Origin of the sequence: Acinetobacter sp. BHS4 (assembly GCF_018454425.1) — a bacterium.
Classification (GTDB): Bacteria; Pseudomonadota; Gammaproteobacteria; order Pseudomonadales; family Moraxellaceae; genus Acinetobacter; species Acinetobacter pittii.
The window spans coordinates 1930476-1956502 of record NZ_CP075323.1 but is presented as its reverse complement, the minus strand read 5'-3'; the positions used below and the strand labels follow the sequence as shown (position 1 = coordinate 1956502).

27 protein-coding genes are annotated in these 26027 nt (G+C 36.0%); 15 read left to right on the top strand and 12 right to left on the bottom strand.

Features of this window, described 5'->3' with window-relative positions; genetic code table 11:
• Positions 1-131: 131 nt before the first annotated feature.
• Positions 132-434, bottom strand: a complete 303-nt coding sequence (locus KIP84_RS09325) for a hypothetical protein (RefSeq protein WP_005076193.1) — start codon at positions 432-434, stop codon at positions 132-134.
• Positions 435-623: 189 nt separating this feature from the next.
• On the opposite strand from KIP84_RS09325, the gene ybaK reads away from it, so the two are divergent.
• The 8 genes from ybaK to KIP84_RS09285 all read left to right on the top strand — a co-directional run bounded on the left by ybaK (position 624) and on the right by KIP84_RS09285 (position 9287).
• Positions 624-1088, top strand: a complete 465-nt coding sequence (gene ybaK / locus KIP84_RS09320; protein ID WP_213688338.1) for a Cys-tRNA(Pro) deacylase — start codon at positions 624-626, stop codon at positions 1086-1088.
• 621 nt (positions 1089-1709) lie between these two features.
• A complete protein-coding gene (locus KIP84_RS09315) occupies positions 1710-3857 on the top strand; it encodes an HAD family hydrolase (protein WP_213688337.1) in 2148 nt (715 codons plus the stop codon).
• Positions 3858-3962: 105 nt separating this feature from the next.
• Positions 3963-4589, top strand: a complete 627-nt coding sequence (locus KIP84_RS09310; RefSeq protein WP_213688336.1) for a 2'-5' RNA ligase family protein — start codon at positions 3963-3965, stop codon at positions 4587-4589.
• The gene (gene cobU, locus KIP84_RS09305; protein WP_213688335.1) at positions 4577-5095 is read left to right on the top strand and encodes a bifunctional adenosylcobinamide kinase/adenosylcobinamide-phosphate guanylyltransferase; all 519 of its coding nucleotides are present in this window, start codon (positions 4577-4579) and stop codon (positions 5093-5095) included. Before KIP84_RS09310 ends, cobU begins: the two co-directional genes overlap by 13 nt.
• A gap of 1 nt (position 5096) precedes the next feature.
• Positions 5097-6152: a nicotinate-nucleotide--dimethylbenzimidazole phosphoribosyltransferase gene (gene cobT / locus KIP84_RS09300; RefSeq protein ID WP_213688334.1), complete on the top strand. Its 1056-nt coding sequence runs from the start codon at positions 5097-5099 to the stop codon at positions 6150-6152.
• On the top strand, positions 6145-6744 hold the full coding sequence (locus KIP84_RS09295) for a histidine phosphatase family protein (protein ID WP_213688333.1): 600 nt from the start codon (positions 6145-6147) through the stop codon (positions 6742-6744). The genes cobT and KIP84_RS09295 overlap by 8 nt, the downstream gene beginning before the upstream one ends.
• A 124-nt stretch (positions 6745-6868) precedes the next feature.
• Entirely contained in the window at positions 6869-8437 is a 1569-nt protein-coding gene (locus tag KIP84_RS09290) for a histidine-type phosphatase (protein WP_213688332.1), read from the top strand.
• Between the two features lie 106 nt (positions 8438-8543).
• Entirely contained in the window at positions 8544-9287 is a 744-nt protein-coding gene (locus KIP84_RS09285) for an adenosylcobinamide-GDP ribazoletransferase (RefSeq protein ID WP_213689805.1), read from the top strand.
• 72 nt (positions 9288-9359) lie between these two features.
• Here KIP84_RS09285 and KIP84_RS09280 read toward each other — a convergent pair whose 3' ends face one another.
• Complete coding sequence (locus KIP84_RS09280) at positions 9360-10469, bottom strand: 3-deoxy-7-phosphoheptulonate synthase (protein WP_017482234.1); 1110 nt, start codon at positions 10467-10469, stop codon at positions 9360-9362.
• 96 nt (positions 10470-10565) lie between these two features.
• On the bottom strand, positions 10566-11453 hold the full coding sequence (locus KIP84_RS09275; protein ID WP_032052162.1) for a sulfite exporter TauE/SafE family protein: 888 nt from the start codon (positions 11451-11453) through the stop codon (positions 10566-10568).
• 61 nt (positions 11454-11514) lie between these two features.
• Between KIP84_RS09275 and KIP84_RS09270 the strand changes: the two genes are divergently transcribed.
• Positions 11515-11631: a hypothetical protein gene (locus KIP84_RS09270; RefSeq protein WP_002122212.1), complete on the top strand. Its 117-nt coding sequence runs from the start codon at positions 11515-11517 to the stop codon at positions 11629-11631.
• Here KIP84_RS09270 and KIP84_RS09265 read toward each other — a convergent pair.
• The 4 genes from KIP84_RS09265 to KIP84_RS09250 all read right to left on the bottom strand — a co-directional run bounded on the left by KIP84_RS09265 (position 11606) and on the right by KIP84_RS09250 (position 15898).
• On the bottom strand, positions 11606-11887 hold the full coding sequence (locus KIP84_RS09265) for a hypothetical protein (protein ID WP_017482232.1): 282 nt from the start codon (positions 11885-11887) through the stop codon (positions 11606-11608). The genes KIP84_RS09270 and KIP84_RS09265 overlap by 26 nt on opposite strands.
• On the bottom strand, positions 11884-13440 hold the full coding sequence (locus tag KIP84_RS09260; protein WP_213689804.1) for a PepSY-associated TM helix domain-containing protein: 1557 nt from the start codon (positions 13438-13440) through the stop codon (positions 11884-11886). Before KIP84_RS09260 ends, KIP84_RS09265 begins: the two co-directional genes overlap by 4 nt.
• Positions 13433-13732 (bottom strand): hypothetical protein, encoded by a 300-nt coding sequence (locus tag KIP84_RS09255; protein ID WP_068566255.1) that lies wholly within the window; start codon positions 13730-13732, stop codon positions 13433-13435. The genes KIP84_RS09260 and KIP84_RS09255 overlap by 8 nt, the downstream gene beginning before the upstream one ends.
• A gap of 66 nt (positions 13733-13798) precedes the next feature.
• Positions 13799-15898, bottom strand: a complete 2100-nt coding sequence (locus tag KIP84_RS09250) for a TonB-dependent siderophore receptor (protein WP_213689803.1) — start codon at positions 15896-15898, stop codon at positions 13799-13801.
• 220 nt (positions 15899-16118) lie between these two features.
• Here KIP84_RS09250 and lpxB point away from each other — a divergent pair, with 220 nt between their 5' ends.
• Positions 16119-17294 carry a lipid-A-disaccharide synthase gene (lpxB, locus tag KIP84_RS09245; RefSeq protein ID WP_213689802.1) on the top strand — a complete coding sequence of 392 codons (1176 nt, stop codon included), beginning with the start codon at positions 16119-16121 and terminating at the stop codon, positions 17292-17294.
• Between the two features lie 35 nt (positions 17295-17329).
• On the opposite strand, the gene KIP84_RS09240 is transcribed toward lpxB, so the two are convergent.
• Positions 17330-18199 (bottom strand): DUF2797 domain-containing protein, encoded by an 870-nt coding sequence (locus tag KIP84_RS09240; RefSeq protein WP_213689801.1) that lies wholly within the window; start codon positions 18197-18199, stop codon positions 17330-17332.
• Positions 18200-18238: 39 nt separating this feature from the next.
• Between KIP84_RS09240 and KIP84_RS09235 the strand changes: the two genes are divergently transcribed.
• Complete coding sequence (locus KIP84_RS09235) at positions 18239-18700, top strand: DUF6231 family protein (protein ID WP_005069394.1); 462 nt, start codon at positions 18239-18241, stop codon at positions 18698-18700.
• 99 nt (positions 18701-18799) lie between these two features.
• Positions 18800-19390, top strand: a complete 591-nt coding sequence (locus tag KIP84_RS09230; RefSeq protein WP_213689800.1) for a YidB family protein — start codon at positions 18800-18802, stop codon at positions 19388-19390.
• A gap of 110 nt (positions 19391-19500) precedes the next feature.
• Here the strand turns inward: KIP84_RS09230 and KIP84_RS09225 are convergent, their stop codons facing one another.
• The 3 genes from KIP84_RS09225 to KIP84_RS09215 form a co-directional block, all read right to left on the bottom strand.
• On the bottom strand, positions 19501-20619 hold the full coding sequence (locus KIP84_RS09225; protein ID WP_017386885.1) for a porin: 1119 nt from the start codon (positions 20617-20619) through the stop codon (positions 19501-19503).
• A 255-nt stretch (positions 20620-20874) separates the two neighbouring features.
• A complete protein-coding gene (locus KIP84_RS09220; protein ID WP_005069390.1) occupies positions 20875-21288 on the bottom strand; it encodes an HIT family protein in 414 nt (137 codons plus the stop codon).
• A gap of 17 nt (positions 21289-21305) precedes the next feature.
• A complete protein-coding gene (locus KIP84_RS09215) occupies positions 21306-21575 on the bottom strand; it encodes a YARHG domain-containing protein (RefSeq protein WP_002122146.1) in 270 nt (89 codons plus the stop codon).
• Between the two features lie 845 nt (positions 21576-22420).
• On the opposite strand from KIP84_RS09215, the gene KIP84_RS09210 reads away from it, so the two are divergent.
• Complete coding sequence (locus KIP84_RS09210; RefSeq protein WP_033849959.1) at positions 22421-22885, top strand: hypothetical protein; 465 nt, start codon at positions 22421-22423, stop codon at positions 22883-22885.
• A gap of 113 nt (positions 22886-22998) precedes the next feature.
• On the opposite strand, the gene KIP84_RS09205 is transcribed toward KIP84_RS09210, so the two are convergent.
• On the bottom strand, positions 22999-24084 hold the full coding sequence (locus KIP84_RS09205) for an alpha/beta fold hydrolase (RefSeq protein WP_213689799.1): 1086 nt from the start codon (positions 24082-24084) through the stop codon (positions 22999-23001).
• 136 nt (positions 24085-24220) lie between these two features.
• On the opposite strand from KIP84_RS09205, the gene KIP84_RS09200 reads away from it, so the two are divergent.
• Together KIP84_RS09200 and KIP84_RS09195 are read left to right on the top strand one after the other, a co-directional pair.
• The gene (locus KIP84_RS09200) at positions 24221-25408 is read left to right on the top strand and encodes an O-succinylhomoserine sulfhydrylase (RefSeq protein WP_213689798.1); all 1188 of its coding nucleotides are present in this window, start codon (positions 24221-24223) and stop codon (positions 25406-25408) included.
• Between the two features lie 169 nt (positions 25409-25577).
• Entirely contained in the window at positions 25578-25814 is a 237-nt protein-coding gene (locus KIP84_RS09195; protein WP_060465696.1) for a hypothetical protein, read from the top strand.
• The last annotated feature ends 213 nt before the right edge of the window (positions 25815-26027 follow it).

Below are 26027 nucleotides of genomic sequence, written 5' to 3'. Positions count from 1 at the left end.
ATGATCAGTCGAAATGGCTATCTTTATTTCATTAACTTTAAAATAGCCTAAGCAATTTTAAAATTTAAGAAATTTACAGCGTTCAGGTGAGTAAAACTAGGGTAAAAACAGATCTTTCACAAAAACTTAAATTACATTTTAAATTGGATCTTTAATTCAGACTTCTGCATTAAGTGAAGGCGATTGGACTGAATATGCTGTAATAACATTTGTTTGACTGAATCATGCATAAAACCAAGTGCATGAGCTTTTACAATAATAATGCTGGGTAAGGTATAGAAAAAATACTTAACATCCTCAAGTGTTGCGTTATTAAAGATGCCTTGTTCAATTAACGTCTGCTGTAAAAACTGCTTTTCATTTAAGACATAATCTGAAGATTCATCCCAAAAACGGTGACGCATAGCCATCAGATTGTTGTGTTTATAACTCATAAAATTGTCAGCTCAGACTTAAATCTAAATAAAATATATGGAGTCGAGCCATGAATATCAAGTTGAGATTATTTTTTATTCAGTTGCTGTTTGATTTTTTATGTAATTCTTGTAAATAGCCTAAGCGAATTTTAAAAATTTTCTAAAAAAACTATAATCGAAATAATTTCATCCATAACACAACCTATTATGACTCCTGCATATAGACTGTTAAAAAGTAATAAAATTGAATTTTCTATTCATGAATATGAACATGATTCAAATGCTAAAAGTTTTGGATTAGAGGCAGCAGAAAAACTAAATTTAGATGTAAGGGAAGTATTCAAAACTTTAATGGTGAGTGATGATAAGAATTTTTTTGTTGCAGTATTGCCAGTTAATCACCAATTAAATTTAAAAAAAGTGGCTATGGCGTTTGGCTGTAAAAAATTGCAGATGGCTAATCCTAAAGACGCTGAACGTTTAACAGGATATTTGGTCGGAGGGATTAGTCCTTTAGGTCAAAAGAAACGCTTAAAAACCGTTATTGATGCATCTGCACAAGAGTTCAGCAAAATTTATGTGAGTGGAGGAAAACGGGGACTAGATATTGGCTTAAACCCGAAAGATCTAGCACAACTCTTAAATGCTCAATTTGTTGATGTGCTTGATTAATAAAAGACTTAGAGAAATTTGCTAAGAACTAATCATTATTTTTAGGTGATATTGTATTAAGAGAGGTATCAAGTGCTATGGACATCTCATTTTTCAAAAATGGGATGAGCAAAAATGATAAAGAAAAAGCTTGAATTTATAATTGATAATGATTATCATTATCTATATTGAAAGTTGAGAAACGTTCTAGTAATTAAGATTAACGTCTACTACTGTAATGCTAAGTTTTAGGCGATTTAAAGTTATACCAGAGACTCCAATAACAATGGTGTTGAAAAATATGAGTTGATTTCTGGTATGTGAGCGCCTGCAGGATATTATAAAAATAGGCAGGTTCAACTAGCGGTAAATGGAACAAAGAAAAATAAACATTATCAGCGCAACAAAAAGAACTAACCAAAAGCAGCAGGCGAGGATGGCCTGCTGCTTTTGTAGTTAAAGTTGATTTCATAATTATTTATATATTTCAACTCTTTTGGATGTTTAACTTGACTCAGTAACAGATCGATTATATTTTTGATTAAAAAATAACCACTAATGTTTCATTTATTAACATCCTGCCTTTTTAGCCATTTTTTTGTATACCCTGAATAAAACATGATCAAAAAAAGAGGTAAAAACGTGCTTATTTTTCATGGAAAACCTGTTCACGGAGCTATCTTCGATATGGATGGGACAATGTTTGATACTGAGAGATTGCGGTTTCAAACATTGCAACAAGCATCTCAAGAACTCATTGGACAGGAGTTTTCACACGAATATTTAATGCAATGTTTAGGTTTAAGTGCAACTACTGCTGAGCAATTGGCGCAACGTCTATATGGCGTAAATGTTCCATATAAAGAAATTCGAAAAAAAGCTGATGAGATGGAACTCGAATATATTCGAAAACACGGCGTACCTATCAAAAAGGGTTTAGTTCAAGTTTTAGAACGTTTACGAAAATCTGGTTTGAGAATGGCTGTTGCGACTTCAAGCCGTAGGGCAATTGCAGAAGAATATTTAATTAATGCGAATGTTTATAAATTTTTTGATGTGATTACCTGTGGTGATGAAGTAGAGCAAGGCAAGCCGCATCCAGAAATCTTTTTAAAAACTGCTAGTCAACTTCACTTGGATGCCAACCAGTGTCTTATGTTTGAAGATTCTGAAAATGGTTTAACTTCAGCCCACACTGCAAAAGGTTTAACGATTTTATTAAAAGATATTAAAGAACCAAATGATGAAATGCTGGAAAAAGCACATTTTTATTATGATCAGATGTATGACTTTTTAACCGATCTCGATCAATTTATCCCTGTTATGGACATGCCGGAAATGCAGGAACCTTTTCCACAAAGTCTCAACCAATTAACAGTTGGAATACATGGTTTCGGTGCTATTGGCGGTGGTTACATAGCGCAAATCTTGTCACATTGGGATGGATATACAAAACCAAAACGTATTATTGCATCAACGCGAAATAGTCTTTTTCGCGAAGCCGTAAATGCATTTGGAACATATAGCATTCGCTATGGGCAATTTTCTTATGATGAACGTATTGAGAATATGACCATTGTTGATTCTGAAAATGAACAACAAATGTTGGAGATGTATACCCATTCAAGTTTAATTGCACTTTGTTTACCCGAACAGGCCATCGAAGTTGAGGCAAAAATAATTGCAAAAGGGCTATATGCACGTTTTAACTCATCACTTGAAATATGTATTGAACCGTTAACTTTTCTAATTATTTTAAATAAAGTCGGCGCGAAATATTTAGTTATGAAGCATCTTAGAGAAGCTCTATTAGAATTGACCAACGATGAAGATGTGACGGAGCATATTTTAAAAGAACATTACTTTTGCGATACCGTTGTAAATCGCATGGTTTCAAAATTATCTAATCAGAATTTGTATCGCCAACTTCGTATTAAGCATAATTTTCTTGAACAGCATTTAGAAGATGTTGAACACGAAGAACAAATCGAAATTGAAGACTGTAATAAACTGACTCAAGACCAGCAAAACCAGGCATCTTTATATGTTGATAACATGCGCCGTAATTTCCAGCCAGGCCATATATTACAAAGCATGGACTTAATTCTGTTTCATAGCGAAATGGATATGCCAATTTATGTAGAAAAAGGCAGCCCTTTACTCGAAAAGTTGCGTCAAGTTGTCTTGGTTAATCAGATTACAGACACTCAATTAATCAAAAATCGTCTATGGAACGGCGTACATGCCATGCTTGCTTGGTATGCATCTTTACTAGGTCATGATTCTATTGGTGTTGCCATGGGAGATCAGTCAGTTAAAGCATTTGCAGAAAACTTAATTACAGACGTAAAACAAGGGCTTGCAATTGTATTACCTAATTATGCGAAGGATTTGGACCGGATGGCACAAAGCTTTCTAGACTCATGTGAATATGCTTTTAAAGATCCTTGTCAAAGAGTGGCAAGAGATCCACTTCGCAAATTAACTCATAATGAAAGAGTAATTGCATCAATTGGGGTGAATATCGCTCATGATTTACCTTATAAAAACCTTTTAAAAGGTGCTGCGCTAGGTTATGCCTATGCGATTCAATTTTTAGAAATTCAAGAGACTGATGCAATTAAACATTTACACGACCAAGTTCAAAAACTGGATATGAGTGCCGCTCAAAAAGGGCAACTTGAAGTTGAGTTAACACAATTAGTTCAATATTTATTTTCTGAACAAAGCAAACAGCCTTTAAACATGAAAATTACCAATTCAAAAAATGCGAGTGCTCAACATGCCTAAATTCTTTTAAGTAATTAATGCTCTACAACTGAAAGGCAAACATGCTTTAATACAAAAATTGAATGATTTTGAATTAAAGCTGTGCTGATAAAACCCTCGAGGTTCATGGTGCCAACATCTATACGTGATTATCCTGAGTGGCACCTTGGGCGTCAAAATTACGCTTTATGGTATCTAGAAATTAATGATCGGAAATTAGTTCATTATCTAGATCAATTGCGTGCGCATTTTTCAGAATTCTTATTAGAACCCAATAGCCGTCAATATCATGTCACATTATTTATATGTGGATTCTTAACTCATGAAACTAAAATTTATAGTGATGACTTTAGTTTTGGTGAATTTGAGCAGCAAAGAGAAATCTTAAGAAAAGAAGATTTTGCTCCGTTTCATTTAAGAATTGGTTTAGTCGATAGTTTTAGTAGTGCTTTATTTGTAGAAATCCAAGATATCAAAAATACCTTACCTCTAATACGCCAAAAGCTAGGTTTAGTTTCTAATGAAATAGCTGCTTTAGAGTATTGCCCGCACATTACATTGGGGTTGTATAAAAAAGACTATAGTAGTGATTTGATTTTACGAAAAATTTCTGAATTACCTGTACAATACAAACACGCTGAATTTGATCTTAAAGTCGAGCATTTAACGTTTGGTTATTATCAAGCTCAAACTTTACAAGGTAAGTTATATCCATCTCAGCATTTGTTTTTAGGTGATTCATGTTGCAACTGATTTTAGGTGGAGCCCGTTCTGGTAAAAGTCGACTGGCTGAACAAACGGCAATAAATACGCAATTAGCTGTGACTTATGTTGCTACGGCGCAAGCGCTTGACCTAGAAATGCAAAGTAGAATTGAACACCATCAAAATCAGCGTCCTGCTCACTGGTCTTTGGTTGAAGAACCATTGTATTTAGCAAATGCTCTACAAAAAATTGATCGCCCTAATCAAATTATTTTGGTGGATTGTTTAACGCTTTGGCTAACCAATTTGTTACTTTTAGATGATCAAAGTGTTCAACAACTTGAGTGTGAGCAGCTGTTAAAAGTTTTACCTACGCTTGAGTCAGAAGTTATTTTAGTAAGTAATGAAACGGGTTTAGGCGTTGTGCCACTCGGTGAGATAAGCCGCCAGTTTGTAGATGAAGCAGGCAGACTACATCAAGCTCTAGGGCAAATTGCAGATAAGGTTGTGTTTTGTGTGGCGGGTTTTCCAATGATTTTAAAAGGTGAGAAATAAAATGAACTGGTGGTTAGAGTCTGTACAGCAACCAAATTTGGACGCAAAACAACAAGCAGAGCAACATCAACTCCAACTCACAAAACCTACTGGTGCCTTAGGTGATTTAGAACTGATAGCCGTTAAACTTGCCAGTTTACAGTCAAATGCACATCCACAAGTTAGTCATCCCTGGATTACGATTTTTGCGGGCGATCATGGCGTGGTTGAAGAAAATATCTCTGCATACCCTCAAGCCGTAACTCGTCAAATGCTGCAAAACTTCACAACTGGCGGGGCAGCAATTAGTGTCATCGCCAAATATCATCAAGCTCATTTGCAAGTGATTGATTGCGGAACCGTAGGTGAAGCGTACGAATACGCAGGCTTTGAACGTCATTGTATTCGTGCTGGGACAGCAAATTTTGCCAAACAAGCGGCAATGAATGCAGATGAATGTCGTGCTGCTTTAGAGTTAGGTAAAAACAGTGTAGACACGGCCAAATCTAAAGGTGCAGATATTTATATTGCGGGTGAAATGGGGATAGGAAATACCTGTTCTGCTTCTGCCTTAGCATGTCTTTTATTAAATGATACTGCCGAACAATTAACTGGAGTTGGTACAGGAATTGGTGCCGATCAGTTAAGACATAAAATTGAAGTAATTGAAAAGGCAATTGAACTTCACCATAAACATGTTGTTGGTGATGTATTCAAAACACTATGTGCTGTAGGTGGTTTGGAAATTGCAGCAATTATCGGTGCTTACATTCGCTGTGCGCAGGTAGGTTTACCTATCATTGTCGATGGTTTTATTAGTTCGGTCGCTGCTTTATGCGCAGTACGAATGAATTCTAACGTGCGTGACTGGATGCTTTTTGGCCATCAATCGGCAGAATATGGACACCGACGTATTTTACAAGAACTCAATGCTGAGCCGATTTTAAAAATGAATTTGCGTTTAGGTGAAGGTAGTGGGGCTGGCGCTGCTTTGGCATTAGTTAAAATGGCATGTGTATTACACAACCAGATGGCTACATTTGCTCAAGCTGCTGTAAGCGGGGATAAAATTGGGTAAATTCAGAATTGATTTGCTCAGACATGGCGAAAGTCAGTATAGCCATACTTTACGTGGACATTTGGATGATGAGTTAACGGCAAAAGGTTGGCAGCAAATGCAGTCAACCATTGAGCAAGTTACAAATCAGTCATGGGATGTCATTATAAGTTCAACATTAAAACGTTGTGCTTGTTTTGCTGAGAAACTTGCAAAGACAACTCAGCTACCTTTACTTTTAAACCATGACTTAAAAGAAATGTATTTTGGTGATTGGGAAGGCGTCTCAGCTCAGCAAATTTATGAAACCTCACCCGAATTACTTGCAAATTTTTGGCAAAAACCGAGTCAATATTGTCCACCTCGCGCAGAAACATTAAACCAGTTTCAAACAAGGGTGCTTAAAGGTTTTCAGGATTTGCTGGAGCATATGCAAAAACAAAACTTAGAGCATGCACTGGTTATAACTCATGGCGGTGTAATTAAGCTATTGGCTTGCTTAGCCAGACAACAGCCTTTAGACGATTTACTTAAAATGCCAGCAGAACTTGGGAAATTATATTCTCTTGAATTTTCTGAAGCAGATGGTCAATTAACTTTTATATTAAGATAGTAGTTTTATATTTTTATACACTTGTAAGTTATTATTTTTATAAAGATATTTAAGTTAATGTAATAGAACTGTCATTGCTAAAAATTAAGCTATTGGCATTTCTTATTAATCACTCATCTGACTTATGAATATTTTATTTAAAACAACTATGCTCGCCGCATCACTATTACTCGTAGCTTGTAACGATAATGATGATCAAGAAGCTCAAACTGTACCATCCACAAACCCATCAAAATATTATCAAACGAAAACGCCTTACCAACCTCAACAAGAAATAAAAAACTATGAACAAGCACCGAATGGATTCCAGCCAGTTTTTACAGAGCTAGTGGCGCGTCACGGTTCAAGAGGCCTCTCAAGTCTGAAATATGATTTGGCACTTTATAATTTATGGAAACAGGCAAAATCAGAAAATGCCTTAACACCTTTAGGTGAGCAATTAGGTGCTGATTTAGAAGCCATGATGAAGGCAAATATCTTATTAGGTTATGGCGTGGAAGGGATCCGCCAGTACGGTTATGGAAACGAAACCATGACTGGTATCTTAGAACACCGTGGCATTGCAGATCGTTTATTACAACGCTTACCAACTCTTTTAAATTCGCAAGCATCTATATTGGTACAAAGTTCTGGAGTGGATCGTGCGGTAGATAGTGCAAAATTCTTCACTGCTGAACTCATCAAACAACGACCGCAACTGAAAGATAAAATTTTTCCATTGTCTTATACCAATTTATCAAGTGAGAGCGTGGCGAGTGTTGAAGATGGCGGCGTAGATCGTTTCAAACTCTATTTTCATAGTTTGAATGCAGACGAAGACTTAGCTCAACCCCTGAGTGCTAGCCAACAAAAAATTTATGATGCTAGTCAGGCCTATCAAGATTTTGAAGAAAATAATAAAGATTTAGCACAAAAGTTAGATGAGTTATCAAAAAATACTGAGGCTGAAAAAACAGCTCAAACAGTGCTCAGCCCGATTTTTAAAGCAGACTTTATTAAGAAACTTGGTACAAAAGGTTATAGTTTTAGCAACACTGGATCTTTTACAGTCACTTCACCTAAAGGTGAGCAAATTACAGAAAAAGGTAAGGGCAAAAATACGATTGCTAGTGCAGTAGATGCAGCAGCTTATATTTATGAGCTCTATTCAATTTCTGGTGGTATGAAAGATGAGTTGAAAGGTATTGATTTTGATAAATATATGCCGTTAGATGCTGCAAAATTTTATGCTGAATTTAATGATGCGAATGATTTTTATGAAAAAGGTCCAAGTTTCACAGAGTCAAATCAGGTCACAAGTAAAATTGTTCAAGGACTCAAACAGGAGCTGTTCCAACAAGTTGATGCTGTGGTGAATAAAGCCCAACCTTACAAAGCCGTTTTACGTTTTGCCCATGCTGAAATTATTATTCCTTTGGCAACCAGCCTAGATTTGTATAATATGATGCAGCCGTTACCACTACGTCAGACTTATAACTATTCAACAAGTACATGGCGTGGTGAAGTAGTTTCACCTATGGCGGCAAATGTACAGTGGGATATTTATCAAAATAGCCAAGGCTCTACTTTGGTAAAAATGCTTTATAACGAAAAGGAAACTTTATTTAAATCTGCATGTGATTATGCACGTTACACACCAACCAGTTTTTACTACGATTACATGAAATTGAAACAGTGCTATCAAATGCAATAGATTTTCAGTTTTTGAAGTCTTTAATGGGAATAGGGATTGCTATTCCCATTTTTATTTCTTCATAATTCAATTTGTTTTTAGATATAGATCAGTTAGAGACTTGGATATGACACCTTTTTGGATAGCATTGCAATTTTTAACTGTTCTGCCTATTGAGCTAAAGACAATACCAACGGCGCAACAAAATGGTCGAGCTATTTTGTTTTATCCTCTGGTCGGGCTGATTATTGGCGGTATTCTTTTTCTTATCTCATGTCTTTTAGCTAAATTACCCGTTCTTTTGCTTGCTGCCATCATAATGACTTTATGGATTTGGCTGACAGGCGGATTACATTTAGATGGGCTAGCAGATACTGCAGATGCGTGGGTAGGCGGTTTTGGGGACAAACTACGTACTTTACAAATCATGAAGGATCCAAGTTGTGGCCCAATTGGCGTACTCAGTCTAGTCATTATTTGTTTACTCAAATTTGCACTGATTTATGTGTTGATTGAACAGCATCAAACGTTATTTTTATTCTTTGTTCCTATCTTTGGGCGTGTGGTGCCATCTATTTTATTCTTAACTACACCATATGTCCGTGAAAAAGGCCTAGGCCGTTCTTTGACAGACCATTTACCCAAAACTACTTCATGGATAATAGCTGCGGTAGTTTTGTTATTGGCTTTATATTGGGAATGGCAAGGGCTCATCGCCATTATTGGCTTTTTAATCAGTCTGGTTTATTTAAGACATTTATTTGTAAAAAGGATAGATGGTATTACAGGTGATACAGTCGGGGCAGCGATTGAGCTTAGTGAAACCGTGCTGCTTTTTGCTTTTGTTTTGAGTTATTTTTATTTAGTTTAATTTTGAGTTTCATCCAAAAATAAAAAAGCCCTCAAAAAATGAGGGCTTAATTTTCAATCTTAAAAAGATGAATTAGCGGTTTGGTAAAACATCTTTTAAAGCTTCATGCATTTCAAGCAACGTCTTTTCAGTAGTTTCCCAATCGATACAACCATCAGTTACTGATTTACCATATTCTAAATCACAAAGATTATCTGGAATATCTTGGCGTCCACCTTTTAGATGACTCTCAACCATAATACCTACGATTGACTTATTACCATCTAAAATTTGTTCAGTAATATTTTTAAGAACAAGTGGTTGTAAGTACGGGTCTTTATTTGAGTTAGCATGGCTCGCATCAATCATGATTTTGTTGCTCACTTTAGCTTTTGCTAAAGCATTTTCTGCTTCTGCAACCGAGCCTGCATCATAGTTCGGTTTACCGTTACCACCACGTAATACAACGTGTGCATAAGGGTTACCATTTGTATTAATAATTGAAACTTGGCCGTCTTCGTTTAGACCCAAGAAACTATGACCATATTTAACAGATTGCATCGCATTGGTTGCAACAGTTAAACCACCATCTGTACCATTTTTAAAACCAACTGGTGAAGATAAGCCAGAAGACATTTCACGGTGAGTTTGGCTCTCGGTTGTACGTGCGCCAATTGCAGACCATGAAATTAAGTCTTGGTAGTACTGTGGAGAGTTAGGGTCGAGTGCTTCAGTTGCACATGGCAAACCTTTTTCATTTAACTCAAGCAAGAGTTTACGGCCAATACGTAAACCTTTTTCGATATTAAATGAGTCATTCATATCAGGGTCATTGATTAGGCCTTTCCAACCAATTGTTGTACGTGGTTTTTCAAAATAAACACGCATAACTAGATATAGAGTATCTTTAACCTTTTCGCTTAGCGCTTTTAAGCGATCAGCATATTCGTGAGCAGCTTTTGGGTCGTGAATAGAGCAAGGACCAATAACAACAAACAAACGTTTATCTGAACCATCTAAAATATTACGAATAGTTTCGCGGCCTTTTAGAACAGTTTGCGAAGCAACATCAGATAAAGGAAGTTCTGACTTAAGCTCATTTGGTGTTACAAGAGTTTGAATGCTTTTAATATTAACGTCGTCGATATCTGGCTTTGAAACGGAATTTGAATGTGTAGTCATTGCTGTCACTGGTTCGATCATACTAAAGGTTGTTTTGTGTACTGAATATACCATGAAATAATTATGAAAATACTACATCTCATGGTATTTCAGATTGGAAAAATCCTATTGATTTTACTATCTTTCAGTCGAGTTGCCTGTTTTTTCGGCAACTACTGCTTGTTGTTGTACCACAGGTGCTTTCGGTTTTGCTTTGACTGGATGAACCATAAAGTTAACACCGAGGGCAAATAGGGTAATCCCTAGAATTTTTCGGATTAAACGTTCAGGCATACGAGAGCTAATTAATGTTCCAATAATAATTGCTGGAATTGAACCCACCAATAACCACATCAGAAGGGTAAAGTCGACGTTACCAGCACTCATGTGTCCAAGGCCAGCCACTAGGGTAAGTAATACCGCATGTACAACATCCGACCCGATAATTCGGATCATTGGCAAGTTCGGGAACATAATCACAAGTGCCATGATCCCAAATGCACCCGCACCAACTGATGAAAGAGTTACGAATACACCTAAAATGATGCCCATAATCACGATAAAGCTACGTTTTTTATGGATTGCCAATTGCTCATTTTCAGTTTGAGTGACTTCTTTAGTTCTGAATTTATTAAAGAATTTCTCAATACGCGTACGGAAAATGATGGAAACACCAGTTAAGGTCAGCATAAAACCTAACACCATGGTGAGTACAGCTTTATAGTGTGTTGACTGGCTTAAATAATGCTCAAGTACCCATGAAGTACCGAAAGATGCAGGAATACTACCTACTGCTAACCATAAAACAATTGGCCAGACAATATTGAGTTTTCTAGCGTGAACCATTGATCCACAAAATTTTGAGATTGCAGCATAAAGTAAATCGGTACCAATTGCGATATGAGGTTCAATTCTAAAAAGGCTAATTAAAATTGGTGTCATTAATGATCCACCACCAACTCCTGTAATCCCTACACAGAAACCAACTAACATACCCGCTAAGATAAATTCAAAAGCACCAGACATCTTTATCGCCACTTATCACGAAACGCAGATATCTTATTCCTTTTAGAGATAAACAGTTGTCATGAATAATGATTTACTTATGCAAAAAAAAGCTAAGCAACGAAAATTTTGCTTAGCTTGTACTATTTTTCATCATTTTTTAAAGAAAATGATTATTTTGATGACTTTAGTGGGTTAATTAAAAGTATAAGAATAAAAGTTAATGGCGTTGCAAAGATCCACCAACTGACAAAACCAATTGAAAATTTATATTGTTGAATAAGAATAAATGCACATAAACCAAATAGCATGAATGCAGCTATTTTAAAGTGCCGGTAATATTTTTGAGCTAATGATTTGAAATGACCTGTTGATTTCGGTGATCGATATTTTTCGCTCGCCATAAACAACAAATACATACCTAATAAAATTAAGATGAAAGCTATAAGAATCATGAGCTCACCTCAGTATTTAATTTATTCAGCTTTTTTTGAATTTTTGCGACAGCTTTATGCTGGATAGGTTGAATTTTGCAAAATATAAAAATGGCTAAAGCTGAAAATAGCCACAAAAATACATCTACACGTGCAAAGATCCAATAATCACTGAGGCTTTGAGCATACTCATGTTTAAGTAAATAAATTAGATTTAAGATTGGAAGTGCAAGACACAGCATAATAAAAACGCTAAGTTGAGTTCGCCACAAATGCTGCTTTTTAGTGATTAATGCAATGATTAAGCTGATTAGCCAAACCAAGAAAAAGCTATAAATTTCATAATTGGTTGTGGTTGAAGTAACTGTAAATAATCGATTAGCGCTTAAGTAGGCGACAGTTGCACACGGCAACCCTACAAACGCTGCAACATTTAAACGGTCAACTAAGTAGTGCCCGAAATGAAACTGACTACTTTTATTTTGAATTTGGCGTTTAAGACTCCAAAGTAATAAACCAGAGGCAATCATTACACAGCCTAAAATGCCTGAGAAAAAGAATCCTAAGCGAAGTAAAGGCTGAGCAAATGTTGCCATGTGCAGGCCATAAACACCCGCATTTAACGTTGCAATAGGACTATTATTACGTGTATCTGCCAAGACTTTGCCAGTTGAAGCATTTAAGGTAATTTGAGGCTGATTTCGAGTAATAGTGCGGTCTTCTTTTTGAATAAATGTAATTTGAGCTTGATTGGTATTTGGATTTTTTACACTCATTGTTGATAAAGGTTGGTTGCCCCAACTTTGTTGAACTTGGCTCAACAGCTTCTCAATAGCTAAGTTTTGAGCAGGCTGAATCGATTGATTCTCAAGTACAGTCTTTGTGCGGATTTCGGTAAAATATTGATAAGGGTTTTCAGGGTAAAGCTTTTGCATTCCCCAAGGCAAATATAAATAAAAGAAAATAGCTAAGCCCGTAAATGTAATAGTTAAAAAGAAGGGCAGAGCAACGACTGAAGAAATATTATGAAAGTCTAGCCATGAACGCTGAGACTTAAATGTACGTAAAGTAAAAAAGTCAGTGAATATTTTTTTATGGGTAATAATGCCTGAAACCAAAGCAATCAGCATAATAAATGCTGCAAGACACACGACTAATCGCCCAACTATTATTGGAATGCCAAAAAGTTGGTAATGGAAACGGTAAAAAAAATCGCCGCCTAGAGTTGCCGAAAGTTGAAGTTCTTTTCCCGTATTAGCATCAAGTGTGGCATTGCCATAACCGCCGTCAGCTTTTTCCCAATACATAGTGTTGACGGGACTTTCTGGTGTAGCAACTGTTAAATACCAAGATTTGGCATCTGGAGCGTTTTCTTGTAAATATTGATATGCTGTTTTAATAGCAATATCTTGCTTTACTTCATATTGCGCAAGTGCAGGCTGCATCCATAAATTAATTTCGTGGCGGTAATAAGATAGGCTACCCATTAAGAAAATGGCAAACACGAGCCATCCAAAAATTAAGCCAGTCCATGAGTGTAGCCATGCCATAGATTGACGTATACCTTTATGCATAACCCACCGTCCGTGTCACAATAAAGAAAAGGGCAAATAGTGCGATTGATAGAATGGTCAGTCGTACTAATGATTGAATGCAGAACCCAACAATCACAAAGACTAGGTAAAATAAAATCGCTATAAATGCTGAGAGATAGATAGCCTCAGCTTTGTCCAGATTCAAAAGGAAAATTCCAGTGAGTCCAAGACTTAAACACGCCATGCAGGCAAAGCCCATACCGAAAACTAGCAAGAATCGATAGAAAACTTTTATACGATATGACACAGGGAGATTTACAGTTTTGGACATCTTTATTGGCACATAAACAAAGAATAATAAGTAAAGCCAATCCCTAAATTGGGATTGGCTACGGTATTAATATTTAAACTTTACAGCAACTGTATAGTTGGCTGGAGCGCCGTAGTAACCTTGGCCACCAGATAAACCTGTCAAATATTTTTCATTTGTTAGATTGTTTCCATTTATTTGGAACAGTACATGTTCGTTTAAATCATAACTGGCCATAACGTTAAGCAATGCATACGCATCCTGTTTTACAGTTGAGTAAGAGGTGTCATGTATATCATCTTGCCATTTAATGCTTGCACCAACTTTTAATTTTGGAATCTGTGGAACAGTATAAGAAGCTAAAACATTAAGTGTTTGAGTCGGGATATTAGGTCTGCCTCTTTCACCCGTTTCCATATTTTTTAGACTAAATGTTGAAAAACCAAAAACCAAATCTAAGTTATCAGTTAATTTTCCAGTTAATCCGACCTCAACACCTTGCGATCTAATTGTTCCGATTGGAGATGAGTATTTGTTATAAAGCGGATCCCATAATGGGTTTAGTGCAAAATTATCTTCATCTGTTCTAAAGATTGCGATATTTCCTGTTAAAGCTCCATCTAACCACGCGCTTTTTACACCTAATTCATAACTTTCACCCTCTACTGGTACAGCTGTTTGTTTAGTAGAAAGATCAATAACAGTTTGTGGTCTAAAAATAGAGGTGTAACTCATATAACCTGTATATTCAGGAGTAAAGTTATATGTAATACCTGCATATGGAGAAACTTTATTCTTTTTATATTCTAAAGTATCGATTTCAGTGTAGTTGGCACCTAAGATAAATTTAAGATCCTCACCTAAATGAAGACGGGTCGCACCGTAAACGGACTTCATGGTTCTTTCTTCTGGGTCTGCATAGGTAAAGTCTCCCCAAGTCGGTTCATCAGGTGTCCAGCTTGGTAAGTCTGTGGTAATAACACCTAAACTACTGCCATACGAATAAACACTTTGAGCACTATATTTTGACCAGTTATAACCAATATTTGCTTCGTGTTGCTGCCCTAATAAATTAAAAGTACCTTGGATGTCTGCATTAGCAGTAGTTTCTTTAAATTTTTGATTATAAATCTCTGGATAGAGCGAAATACCAGATGTATTGTCAGTAGCAGAAGGAGAGCCACTGAGATAAAGCATTTTATCTTTAACATCTGATTTCTTAAGGTTATAGCCTAATCTTAACTTCCAGTCTCCCCATAATTTTTGTTCAATATTGGCAAAGTAATTATCTATTTCCCAATCGTAGTATGTCCATGACGGTGCATAATTATAGTTACGAGAATAACTTAATGGTTCACCTTTGGAGTTAACCAAGGGTAGAGCACCCCATTGAGAACCATTAGCGTATTGACGAGTTTTCGAATATCCTGCTGAAACATTCGTAGTGTCTGTAATATCAGCTTCTAAAATTCCTTGAAATCCATTTTTTTCTTCTGAATAGCGGTCTAGATAAGAATCTCCTACTTTCTCATAACCTACAAGACGTCCTCGTACTCGTCCATCTTGTGTAAGAGAACCAGAGATATCCGCTTCATAACGTTGTGTATCCCATGAACCATAGCTCACCCCAGCATTTGCTTGGAATTCTTTAGTGGGACGTTTACGGATATAGTTAATTGTAGCGCCAGGATCTCCCAGAGCATTTGTTAAGGCATCAGCACCTTTGACAATTTCAACACGATCATAGAAATAACTGTCTGCATCACTATTGTTATAATTATAGCTGTCAACTTGAGGGATACCGATTCCATCAACCAAAATATTTGAAATATCAAAACCACGAGCCGTATAAGTTGTTCGGTTGGTTTCTAATCCGGTTACAGTTACACCTGGTGTATTACTTAAAATATCTCGGGTACTGGTAAGTCCGAAATCTTCAATTTGCTGACGAGTAACGACGTTAATGGTTTGAGGAGTTTCTTTAGCCTCAATATTAAGCTTGGTTGCGCTACTCGAATTTTTAACATTATATGCTTTGGTTTGTTCAGAAGACTGCTCAGCATTTGATGCTTTAACTTGAATCGTCTGTAAAGATTGTACCTCTGAGTCCTGAGCATGAGAGAGGTTCGCATAACAAATCGCGCAGGCGATTACGGTAAGCTTAAATGGTCGAGGTGGGATATTCATAAGATTAAGGATAATGTAAATAATTCTCATTTATTTTATTGTTTGTAAATGTAAGCTACAATTCAAATTGCATTGTTAATTTAGATTAAAAGACGGTGAATGAGTGTAATTTTAGATAGCTTGTGCTGTGGCTGCTCTTGGTAAGTACATATAGATCAAGTTCAAGATTGATAAACCTCTATGCTAGAATGCATTATTTCAAATTCTTGGGTAAATCACCTTGGCAAATCGAAAACTTAAAATAGGCATTGTAGTTGGGGAAGTTTCTGGAGATACGCTTGGTGTGAAACTTATGCGTAGTTTTCGAGAACAGGGAATCGATGCTGAATTTGAGGGAATCGGTGGTCCCCAAATGATTGCTGAAGGTTTTAACAGTTATTACCCGATGGAAACTCTATCTGTGATGGGGATTGTTGAGGTCTTAAAAGATTTAAAAAAATTATTCGCCGTGCGGGATGGTCTAATCAATCAATGGACTCAAAATCCGGTTGATATTTTTATTGGTATTGATGCACCAGATTTTAATCTCAGACTTTCTAAAAGTATTAAAGAAAAGAATCTTCCCATAAAAACTGTTCAATATGTGAGTCCTTCAGTTTGGGCGTGGCGTCAAGGACGTGTTCATGGCATTAAACAGAGTATAGATTTAGTACTTTGCTTATTTCCTTTTGAAAAAGTTTTTTATGAACAATATGAAGTTCCAGCGGCATTTGTAGGACATCCGCTAGCTAAACAATTACCACTTGAGAACCCAATTCAAATTGCCAAACAGCAATTGGATCTTAATGAAAATCAGAAGCATATTGCCTTGTTACCTGGTAGCCGCAAAGGTGAAGTAGAGCGCCTTCTTCCTATGTTACTGGGTGCTGCTAATATTTTGCATACCAAACATCCAGACATTCAATTTTTAATTCCGGCAATTAATGATGCTCGTAAACAACAGATTGAGCAGGGTGTTGAACAATTAGCGCCGCAGTTAAAAGCAAAAATTCATATTTTAGAAAATACGGATAGTGAATCGAAAATTGGTCGTATGGTCATGAACGCGAGTGACGTTATTGCTTTAGCATCAGGAACGGCGACATTAGAAGCCATGCTCATGCATCGACCAATGGTCACATTCTATAAATTGCATTGGTTAACTTATTTAATAGCTAAATTCTTGGTGAAAATTCCTTATTATTCTTTACCCAATATTATTGCGGGTAAAAAAGTAATTGAAGAGCTGATTCAGGCCGATGCAACACCAGAAAATTTAGCAGCTGAAATAGAAAAATTGATGAATGTAGAAACCGCTCAAATTCAAGTGATGCAACATTTAACTATGCATAAAAAGCTCATTTCTGGAAATACAGAAGACCCAGTTCAAGCAATCCTAAAAGTACTTGAAAAGTAAAAAAAGCCCCATTTCTAGGGGCTTTTTAAATCTACTTAAGCACGTACAATCAGCTCGTAACCAGTATATTTACGAATGTTGATAACACCGATATCAAAGATTAAATATTGTCCTTTAATACCTTGTAATACACCGCGAATTTTTGGTGTTTTATCTAAGTTTAAAGACTTAATTTTTTCAGGATATTGTTCAACTGGGTATATAAACTCACGTGACAATTCATTTTCTAGTAGTTCAACCGTTTCGTTAAATTCAAGGTTTTGACTAAATTCTTCACGAATAGTTTGAATTTTAGGGGCGAACTCTTCGATTAATTGATCACGTTGTTCAACCATATTTAAAGGTTCAGCTTCACCCTTGAGGAGTTTTCGCCAATCTGTTTTATCAGCAATTAAAGAACCAAACATGGTTTCAAGCTGACCAGATAAACGGCGTGATCCAACTTTTAAAATAGGTAAGGCTTGAGTTGCACCTTGATCTAACCAACGACCTGGCATATGACTAACGCGAGTAATACCTACTTTTAGAGCACTTGAATTTGCCAAATATACAATATGAGGTTGGAAACAAACACTATGGGCAAAGTCATCTTCACGACATGTACCTAAATGATAGTGACATGTTTCAGGTTTCATAATGCAAAGGTCACATTCTGCTTTGGTCTTAAAACATTTAAAGCAGTGGCCTTGAGAATAAGACTTTGGTGTTTTAGTGCCACAAGAAGTGCAATAAATATTACCTGTCCATTCGATTTCTAGTTCTTGTCCTAAATTAAAAGGAAGATCAATTTCTGAACGGTCTAATACAAATTTGTATTCAACATTTGCCTTGGTTGTCTGTTGATCAGTTACACTAGCATCTTTTAGGCCTGCATGCATTTTATGGCAAATGCCTTGTAGTTCCATAAAGTTTAAACTCACATCTTTCAATTAAGGGTTGCAGTTATGGCTGAACAAAATGTCATCACTTCTATGCTAGACGATTTATCAAACGAACAGCCCATTCATACTGCACTTTGTATTGGCCAGAAAATTGACCAGAATAACGCAATTCAATGGCACTATTTTACCGTAACTGAGCTTTTAAGTCTGCCTTTTACTCAGCGTTATGACTTGGGTTTTGTATTGTTTGATACTGATGAAATGCAAAACATCAGCGATGTACAAAAATCACAATTATTAGTAAAGCTAAGAGATTTATTAGCGAAACGAATTGTAGTGGTAAGTAAACGCAGTGATGAGCAGTTATTACGTTCTTTAGGTTTTACTCAACTTATTGATAAAACTTCACATGATAGTGATTTTGCTTTATGGCAATTTAATATATTGACTTATAAACATGTTCCAGACTGGTTTAATTCAAAGTTCTGGGCGAACCCGGAAAACTGGAATAAATTCCGCTGGTAAAAGGGCCTTAAATCTCTTTCAAAATTTAACAATTTGGTTTTTGCTGTCTTAACAAGAATCCGCGTATGCTCATGTATAAACCATACATAAGAGTTACACATGACTAATTTAAGCAACATTGTAGAAGTTTTGGCTAAGCAGGCTTTAGGTGGGAATCAGCAAGCGTCAGGTCAAGATGGTTTAGGTGGAATTTTAGGTTCAGTACTCGGACAAATGGGGGGCAATACTTCTTCGGGCGCTCAAGGTGGCCTTGGAGGAGTATTAGGTTCTGTATTAGGGCAAGTGACTGGCAATAACAGTACACCTCAAACAGGTGGCGGTGTACAAAGTTTATTAATTGCAGTTGTGCCTTTAATTTTAGGTTGGGTACAGCAACAAGGTGGTTTACAAGCTGCATTAGAAAAGTTAAAAGGGGCTGGTTTAGGAAGTCAGGTTCAAAGTTGGGTTGATCCAAATCAAAGTAATAGCGAAGTTCCGACCCAACAGTTACAGAGCCTATTTAATCCGTCTGACATTGAACAAGTTGCCGAGCAAGCTCAAGCGCCCAAAGAACAAGTTTATGGTGCAATCGCATCGGTTTTACCTCAGGTCATTGACTCTTTAACACCTCAAGGTGACAGTACCGATCATCAAGAAGCAAACCAAGATATTCAAAATGTCATGAATCTTGTAAGTGGTTTTTTAAAATAAGATATAAATCTTAAAAAAGCCGATAAGTTTTATATCGGCTTTTTTTACTCAGGAAAAAAAATAAAAGGGCATAAGCCCTTTTATTTTAGATCTGAATCAAACATAACTGATTAGAAGTTATATTCGATACCAGTACCTACAACAGTTTGTTTGTCGTCTTCTTTAATCCAGTCGCGTTTTTGTTGAGCAACGATACCGTAGAAGCGAGCTTGTTTGTTGATTTGGTAATCAAGACCTAAACCGTATAAGTCAATTTTACGATCTTGTTTACCGCTTACTTGTGTTTCAGCAGAAGCGTATTCTGCTTTCACTTTAAGTTTAGTGTTAGGAATTTTATAAGCAGCTGTTACTGCATATGCTTCTTCTTCTAAACCTTTGTAGTTTGTATAGGTATCTGTAGTTTTATCAACACCATCTACACGCGTAGTTTTTGACGTTTTATAAGCAGTCAAGTCATCAGTAGGTTCAGCGTGTTGCCATAAAGCACCTACAACAAAACCAGATTTAGCAATATCATAAGAACCAGTTACACGGTAAGCATCGGTATAAACATCTTTTAGACCGTAAGCTGCATATTTACCTTTAATACCAAAGTCACCAGCAGCAGCAATTGCTAAACCGATATCTTTGTTTTCGTAACCAAGCGATGTTGATACAGAGTCAAAGCTATCATTTTTGCTGTCTTTACCAGTTTCACCCGGTTTGCTATCAGAGGTGCTTTCACCAGTTTGAGCCATAATATTGAATGTTAAACCAGCTAATAATTTAGGGTCTAATTCAAAACCGATCACGTTGTCTAAACGGTTTTCACCATACATGATATTAGTAATATCTAAACGTGTATCGTCATTAAAGATGTCTTGGTTACCACCGGCAGCTGTTTTGAAGTAAGAATCATACTTACCTACTTTTAATGTACCAACACCTTCAGTTTTTAAACCGATAAAACGGTTACGAGCACTAAGGTCAGTATCAGAACCTGAACCATCAGTAGAAATTGCCCATTCAGCTAAATAAACAGCAGATAACTTGTCAGTTAATTTCTCTTCGCCTTTTACCCCAATACGAGAAGAGTTTGAGTTAACTTCGGTAACGTCACTTTTACCATCGAAATTTTTATTATCAACTTGGTTAATAGAAACATTTAGTTTGCCATACAAAGTTGGCGCTGCTTGCACCGCGTTTACGCTCAAAGTTGCAACTGCGGCAGCGAGTAGCAATTTCTTCATTGAGATTTCTCCAAAAGGTATTTAAAAATGGCGTATGCCTAGCTAACTATTTATTTTGTAGTTGACTTATGTACAAAAAGTTACAAAAGCTCACCAACTTGCTAAGCAGTATCGGTAAATTTTGTGACAGAGAAGTGAAGAATAAATGACAGTTTTATGACGTTTAAAATTTAGAAATAAATTAGTTGTTTGTATTTTTTATAGTTTTTAGACGAAAAAAAGCGGAGCCTAAACTCCGCTTTAACCATCTAAAAATCAAAGAGCTGCTTTAATTTTTTCAGCTAATTCTTTAATTTTTTCTTGATCCCCTAACTCAACAGCATGGCGTCCAAGATGATGCACATTTGTTGGGATTAGGTGAAAATGAACATGTGGAACAGTTTGTCCTGCTGCTGCTCCAGAAAGTTGCATCAATACAATACCTTCCAAATTGAGCGCTTTTTCCATTGCCTTAGCAATCTTTTGAACAATTTGTATAGTATAGGCTGCTGCTTCAGCAGGTAAGTCCAGCAGTGTTACAGCAGGTGTTTTTGGAATAACTAATGTATGACCATCGGCTTGAGGCATAATATCCATAAAAGCTAGAACTTGATCATCTTCATAGACTTTTATCGCTGGAAGTTCTCCACGTAAAATTTTTGCGAAGATGTTTTGATCATCATATGCCATGTATTATTCCTTTAAAATTATTTACATTTCAATTCTTTTTGACGTTCTTTAATAGCGTCAAGACGTTGTTGCTCTTTGTCAGAAAACTTTGGTTTTGTCGTATGACAGTTTTCATTACCATATTTTTCTTTAGCATCAGGATCTTTAAAACAAAAGCCTTTTGACGCATAAATCAAATTGTAATCATCTTGCAATTTTTGACATTCTTGCTCAGGTGTTGCAGCTTGTACGCCTAAACTAGCAATGCTCACCATGCCAGTAAAGACTGCAACCATAAATTTATTCATGAGCTTTTCCTCAGTTAAAGGTATGAACCTGTACTCAATATAAGGTTTCTTACCAATATTTCAATGACTATTAATTACTCAAGTGTCATTTTGGTTTGAATTTTGGGCAAAAAATAAATAAAATCTTTACATATCAATGTTTTAAAAATAAACAATAAAAACAAAAACTTAACTAAATTTTTATATATCTTTCTATAATTTAAGTACTATCTAACACCTTGTAATTGCTCGTAATGAATCAGATAGGGGGCTTACCTCTATTAAATAAAAAATCAAAAAGTTCGTAGAAAAGTCCTATTCATGACTCATCTTTTGCTGAAAAGACAGTTTTAGTTTGAATTTTGGTCAATGGAAAAGAAAGATATTAATGCAATGATCAAAGAATAAAGCGTGATAATTATCACGTTTTGTATTTTAGGATTTGGTGGAATTCACTAGGCCCATTTATTTTAGACGGAAATGGGCTTCTCTTATTGAAACAGAGACAAAATTATTTTCGACTTTTATTTAAGACTAAAATTCACCTGAAAGATGCATTGATTTTACATATTTAAAGTCTTATTATATGGCCCATAATTGCTGCGTTTGATAGTTTTTGTTTTTATAGCCTATTTCTCCAAATGAAATAGGCTTTTTTTATTAAAGTTATTTCAAATCATGAAAAATAAACGGTTTATAATGATAATTATCATACACGATATTGTATTTTTGTGATCAAATAGATGGATCACTTTCACAATTGCTCTAGTCGTTACTTTATAGCATCAGACCCTTACATATAATAATAGCATACTTCCTTAAAGGATCTAGTCATTCGTTAAGACTAAATATTAAAGGAATAGGTGATGCCACAATTTTTACTAATTGCTGAAAGAGTTTATAAAAAATTTGAAGAGCAAAAGCTTTTCTCAGAGGATATGATCGAGCATTTGAATAGCTTAGTTAGTATTATTCGACTAGAGATAAAAGACACTTCATATAAACTAAAATATAACTTTATTGATTTTGAAGAATGTTTAAATAAGCCTGCAAAGGAATGTACAGTTAAACTCGATATCAGCTTAATGCCAACTTATAAGAATAAAAGTGAGTACATTATGTGGTTGGCAAGTTTTATCGAAAAAATTACTCTAGGTGGTAGGGAAAAGTTTCCACCGCTTACAAATAGTTTACTACCGAGCTGTATAGTGACGAATCCTTATGTAACAAAACTGGAGCAGGCCAAGGCCTCTTCTGAAAAAAGTGCACAGATGATTGTAAATTACTTTAAATCATCCGATTATAAAAAAGTTAATAAAGTGCCTTCATAATGAAAATAATAATTTTCTATTAAAACAATAATATTATTGGTAAATGCACTGTTATACGAGGGTTTATTCCACCCAAGCGAATAAAAGCAATAGATTGAATCATGACCTTATTCTTAAATTTGCGTTGATCGATCGGTGAGCCATTTTGCTAGTTGTGGCCAGAACTCCAATGCACTTGCCTGACTCGACATGAGGCCTAAATGTCCGCCAGGGATGAGAGTAAACGTAACATCTTGGCTACTGGTTAACTGGCTTAATGGTTGAGCTGCATCAGCGGTAACCAGTTGATCACTACGACCCGCGCCTACTAAGAGAGAGCAGTCGATATTTTTTAATTCAATTTTTTTATCTTTTAACTCAATAAAGCCGCGCTTCAATGGATTTTGTAGCCAAACATTGAACAACATGTCCTGATTAATTCCCCCCGGGTAATCAATCATATTATTTAAAAAGCTACTTAGAGTGGCATGCTCTTGTACGAACTGAAGATCATTAAGATTTTTTAGTAGTTGAATATGACCATCGAACCAGCCTTTAGGGTCGAGAATTTTGAAACCTAAAGAATTTAAAATTCCTGGGCTATGAATCAGACGTTTTGGTAATCCGGAATAAATACGTTCTTGAATTTTTTTATTGCGACTAATCGCGTTGTTTATGGTTCGATAGAGTTTCCCAATATAGCCAGAAGCATAACTGTCTATTGGACTACCAAGTACTATAAGGTTTTTAACATAATTTGGATGATTATGCGCTGTATATAAAGTGACGAATATACCTGCCATACTCCATCCATGAAGCGAGATTTGTTCACTTCCTGAATGTGTGCGTACAAGTTGTATTGCTTTAGGAAGGAAGTCTTCAATAAATGATAAAAAGGTAAGATGTCTGTCCTTAAACTTTAAACGGCCCCAATCTACCAAATAGACATCAAAACCAGCATTTTGGAAGTATTTAATAAGAGAACGATAAGGGTATAAATCATATATCGCCATATTAATAGCGAGTGGTGCAACAAATACCAAAGGTTCTTTAAATTGTTTTTGGTTAGCGGCGTAATAACGAATACGGGTTTGATTGAATTCACCAATCACTTCAAACGGAGTGCTTTGTGACAATACTAATGTTTGAGGGCGAAATAGTCGGGTAGAGAGGTGCTTGATTTGACTTTGTTCAGAGACAAGGGACTTTAAGCGTTTCATCTTGCTTTTACCAACTATTTACTAAAGTTGAATAAAGTCTAAGCGATAATTTTAAGGTTTACCTTGACCTTAAATACCCTAGACACTCAAAATGATGATAGTTTTTTAGTACATGACCAGTAAAGGCGAACATTTAATGCACCAGTCTGATGATTTAGAATACCAACTTGATACTTTAGCCATTCGTACCGGACATACTCGTAGTTTTGAAGGCGAACATGGCGAACCGATTTTTTTGACTTCATCATTTGTATATGAAAATGCGGCTGAAGCTGCAGCAAAATTTTCTGGTCAGGTTCAAGGAAATATCTATTCTCGTTTTACTAATCCGACTGTATCGATGTTCGAAAAACGCTTAGCAGCTTTAGATGGTGCTGAACGAGCTGTAGCGACGAGCTCTGGAATGGGCGCAATCTTGTCAGTTGCTATGGCATATCTAAAAGCGGGTGATCATGTTATTTGCTCAAGAGCAGTTTTTGGTTCAGTTGTTGCTTTGTTTGAAAAATATATTGCCAAGTTTGGTGTAGACATTACATTTGTTGATTTGTGTGATTTAGACGAATGGAAAAATGCTGTACGTCCTGAAACCAAACTTTTCTTTGTTGAGTCACCGTCTAACCCTCTAGCTGAGATTGCAGATATACAAGCACTAGCAGATATCGCCCATGCGAATTGCGCATTACTTGCGGTTGATAACAGTTTCTGTACACCTGTTTTGCAGCAACCACTCAAGTTTGGTGCGGATCTTGTGATTTACTCTGCGACTAAATACTTAGATGGCCAAGGCCGTGCATTAGGCGGTGCTGTTGTTGGTAATCATCAGTTGTTAGAAGAAGTTTTCGGTGTTGTTCGTACGCTTGGACCATCAATGAGCCCATTTAATGCATGGGTTTTCTTAAAAGGTCTAGAAACTTTACGTTTACGTATGAAAGCACACTGTGAGAGTGCTCAAATTCTTGCAGAATGGTTATCTAGTCATGAAAAGGTAGAGAAGGTTTACTACGCTGGTTTACCAGCTCATGAAGGTCATGAACTTGCTGCTAAACAGCAAAATGGCTTTGGCGGTATTGTATCCTTCGTTGTTAAAGGCGAGCGTGAAGGTGCTTGGAAGGTTATTGATAATACTAAGTTTATCTCGATTACAGGTAATCTAGGTGATGTGAAATCGACGATTACCCATCCAGCAACCACAACTCATGGCAAACTTTCTATTGAAGCAAAAGAAGCAGCTGGTATACAAGAAGGTCTAATTCGTGTCTCTGTGGGTCTAGAAGATATTAATGACATTATTGGTGATATCTCGCGTGGATTAGATTTAATCTAATTAAATTATGTTTGTTATGGAAAAGCCACATACATTTTAATGTGGCTTTTTTGTGTTACTAATAAGCAACAATAGCAATAAAAAGTCTACATATTGTTATAAATCAGTCTAAAATTTCAACGTATAAAAGTTCTAAATTTAATAAAAATAACAAAGAGAGTCTTTAGTCATGCTTAAACCAATAATTATTTTAGTTGCGATAGGGGCAATTGGACTGGTTGGATATAAAGTATTTGCTCAAAAAGATGAACCAACACAGATGAGTGAAACTGTATTATTAATTAATGATGCAAACAAATCCGTTCAAGATGCTGATCTTTCAATAGAAAAAGCCAATACTTCGTTCAAGAAAGTTCCTTTAAGTGAATATAAAACAAACAATAAAAGTCTACAGGCTGCCCAGTAACTTTTCTAAATTTTACTTTTTTCTATTCATCAAAAGTTTTTTATATAAAAGCTTTATAGTGGATTGACCATAGAAAATAGTTTCATAGATACCAATAGAAAACATTGATTTATTGTGTCAGAATTACGGATTAATTTTGATTTAAACGTACTAACCTCAATGATCTTGATGATCTATAGGGGGAGTAGAAAGAGTTTAAGTTTTGCAGTGTTA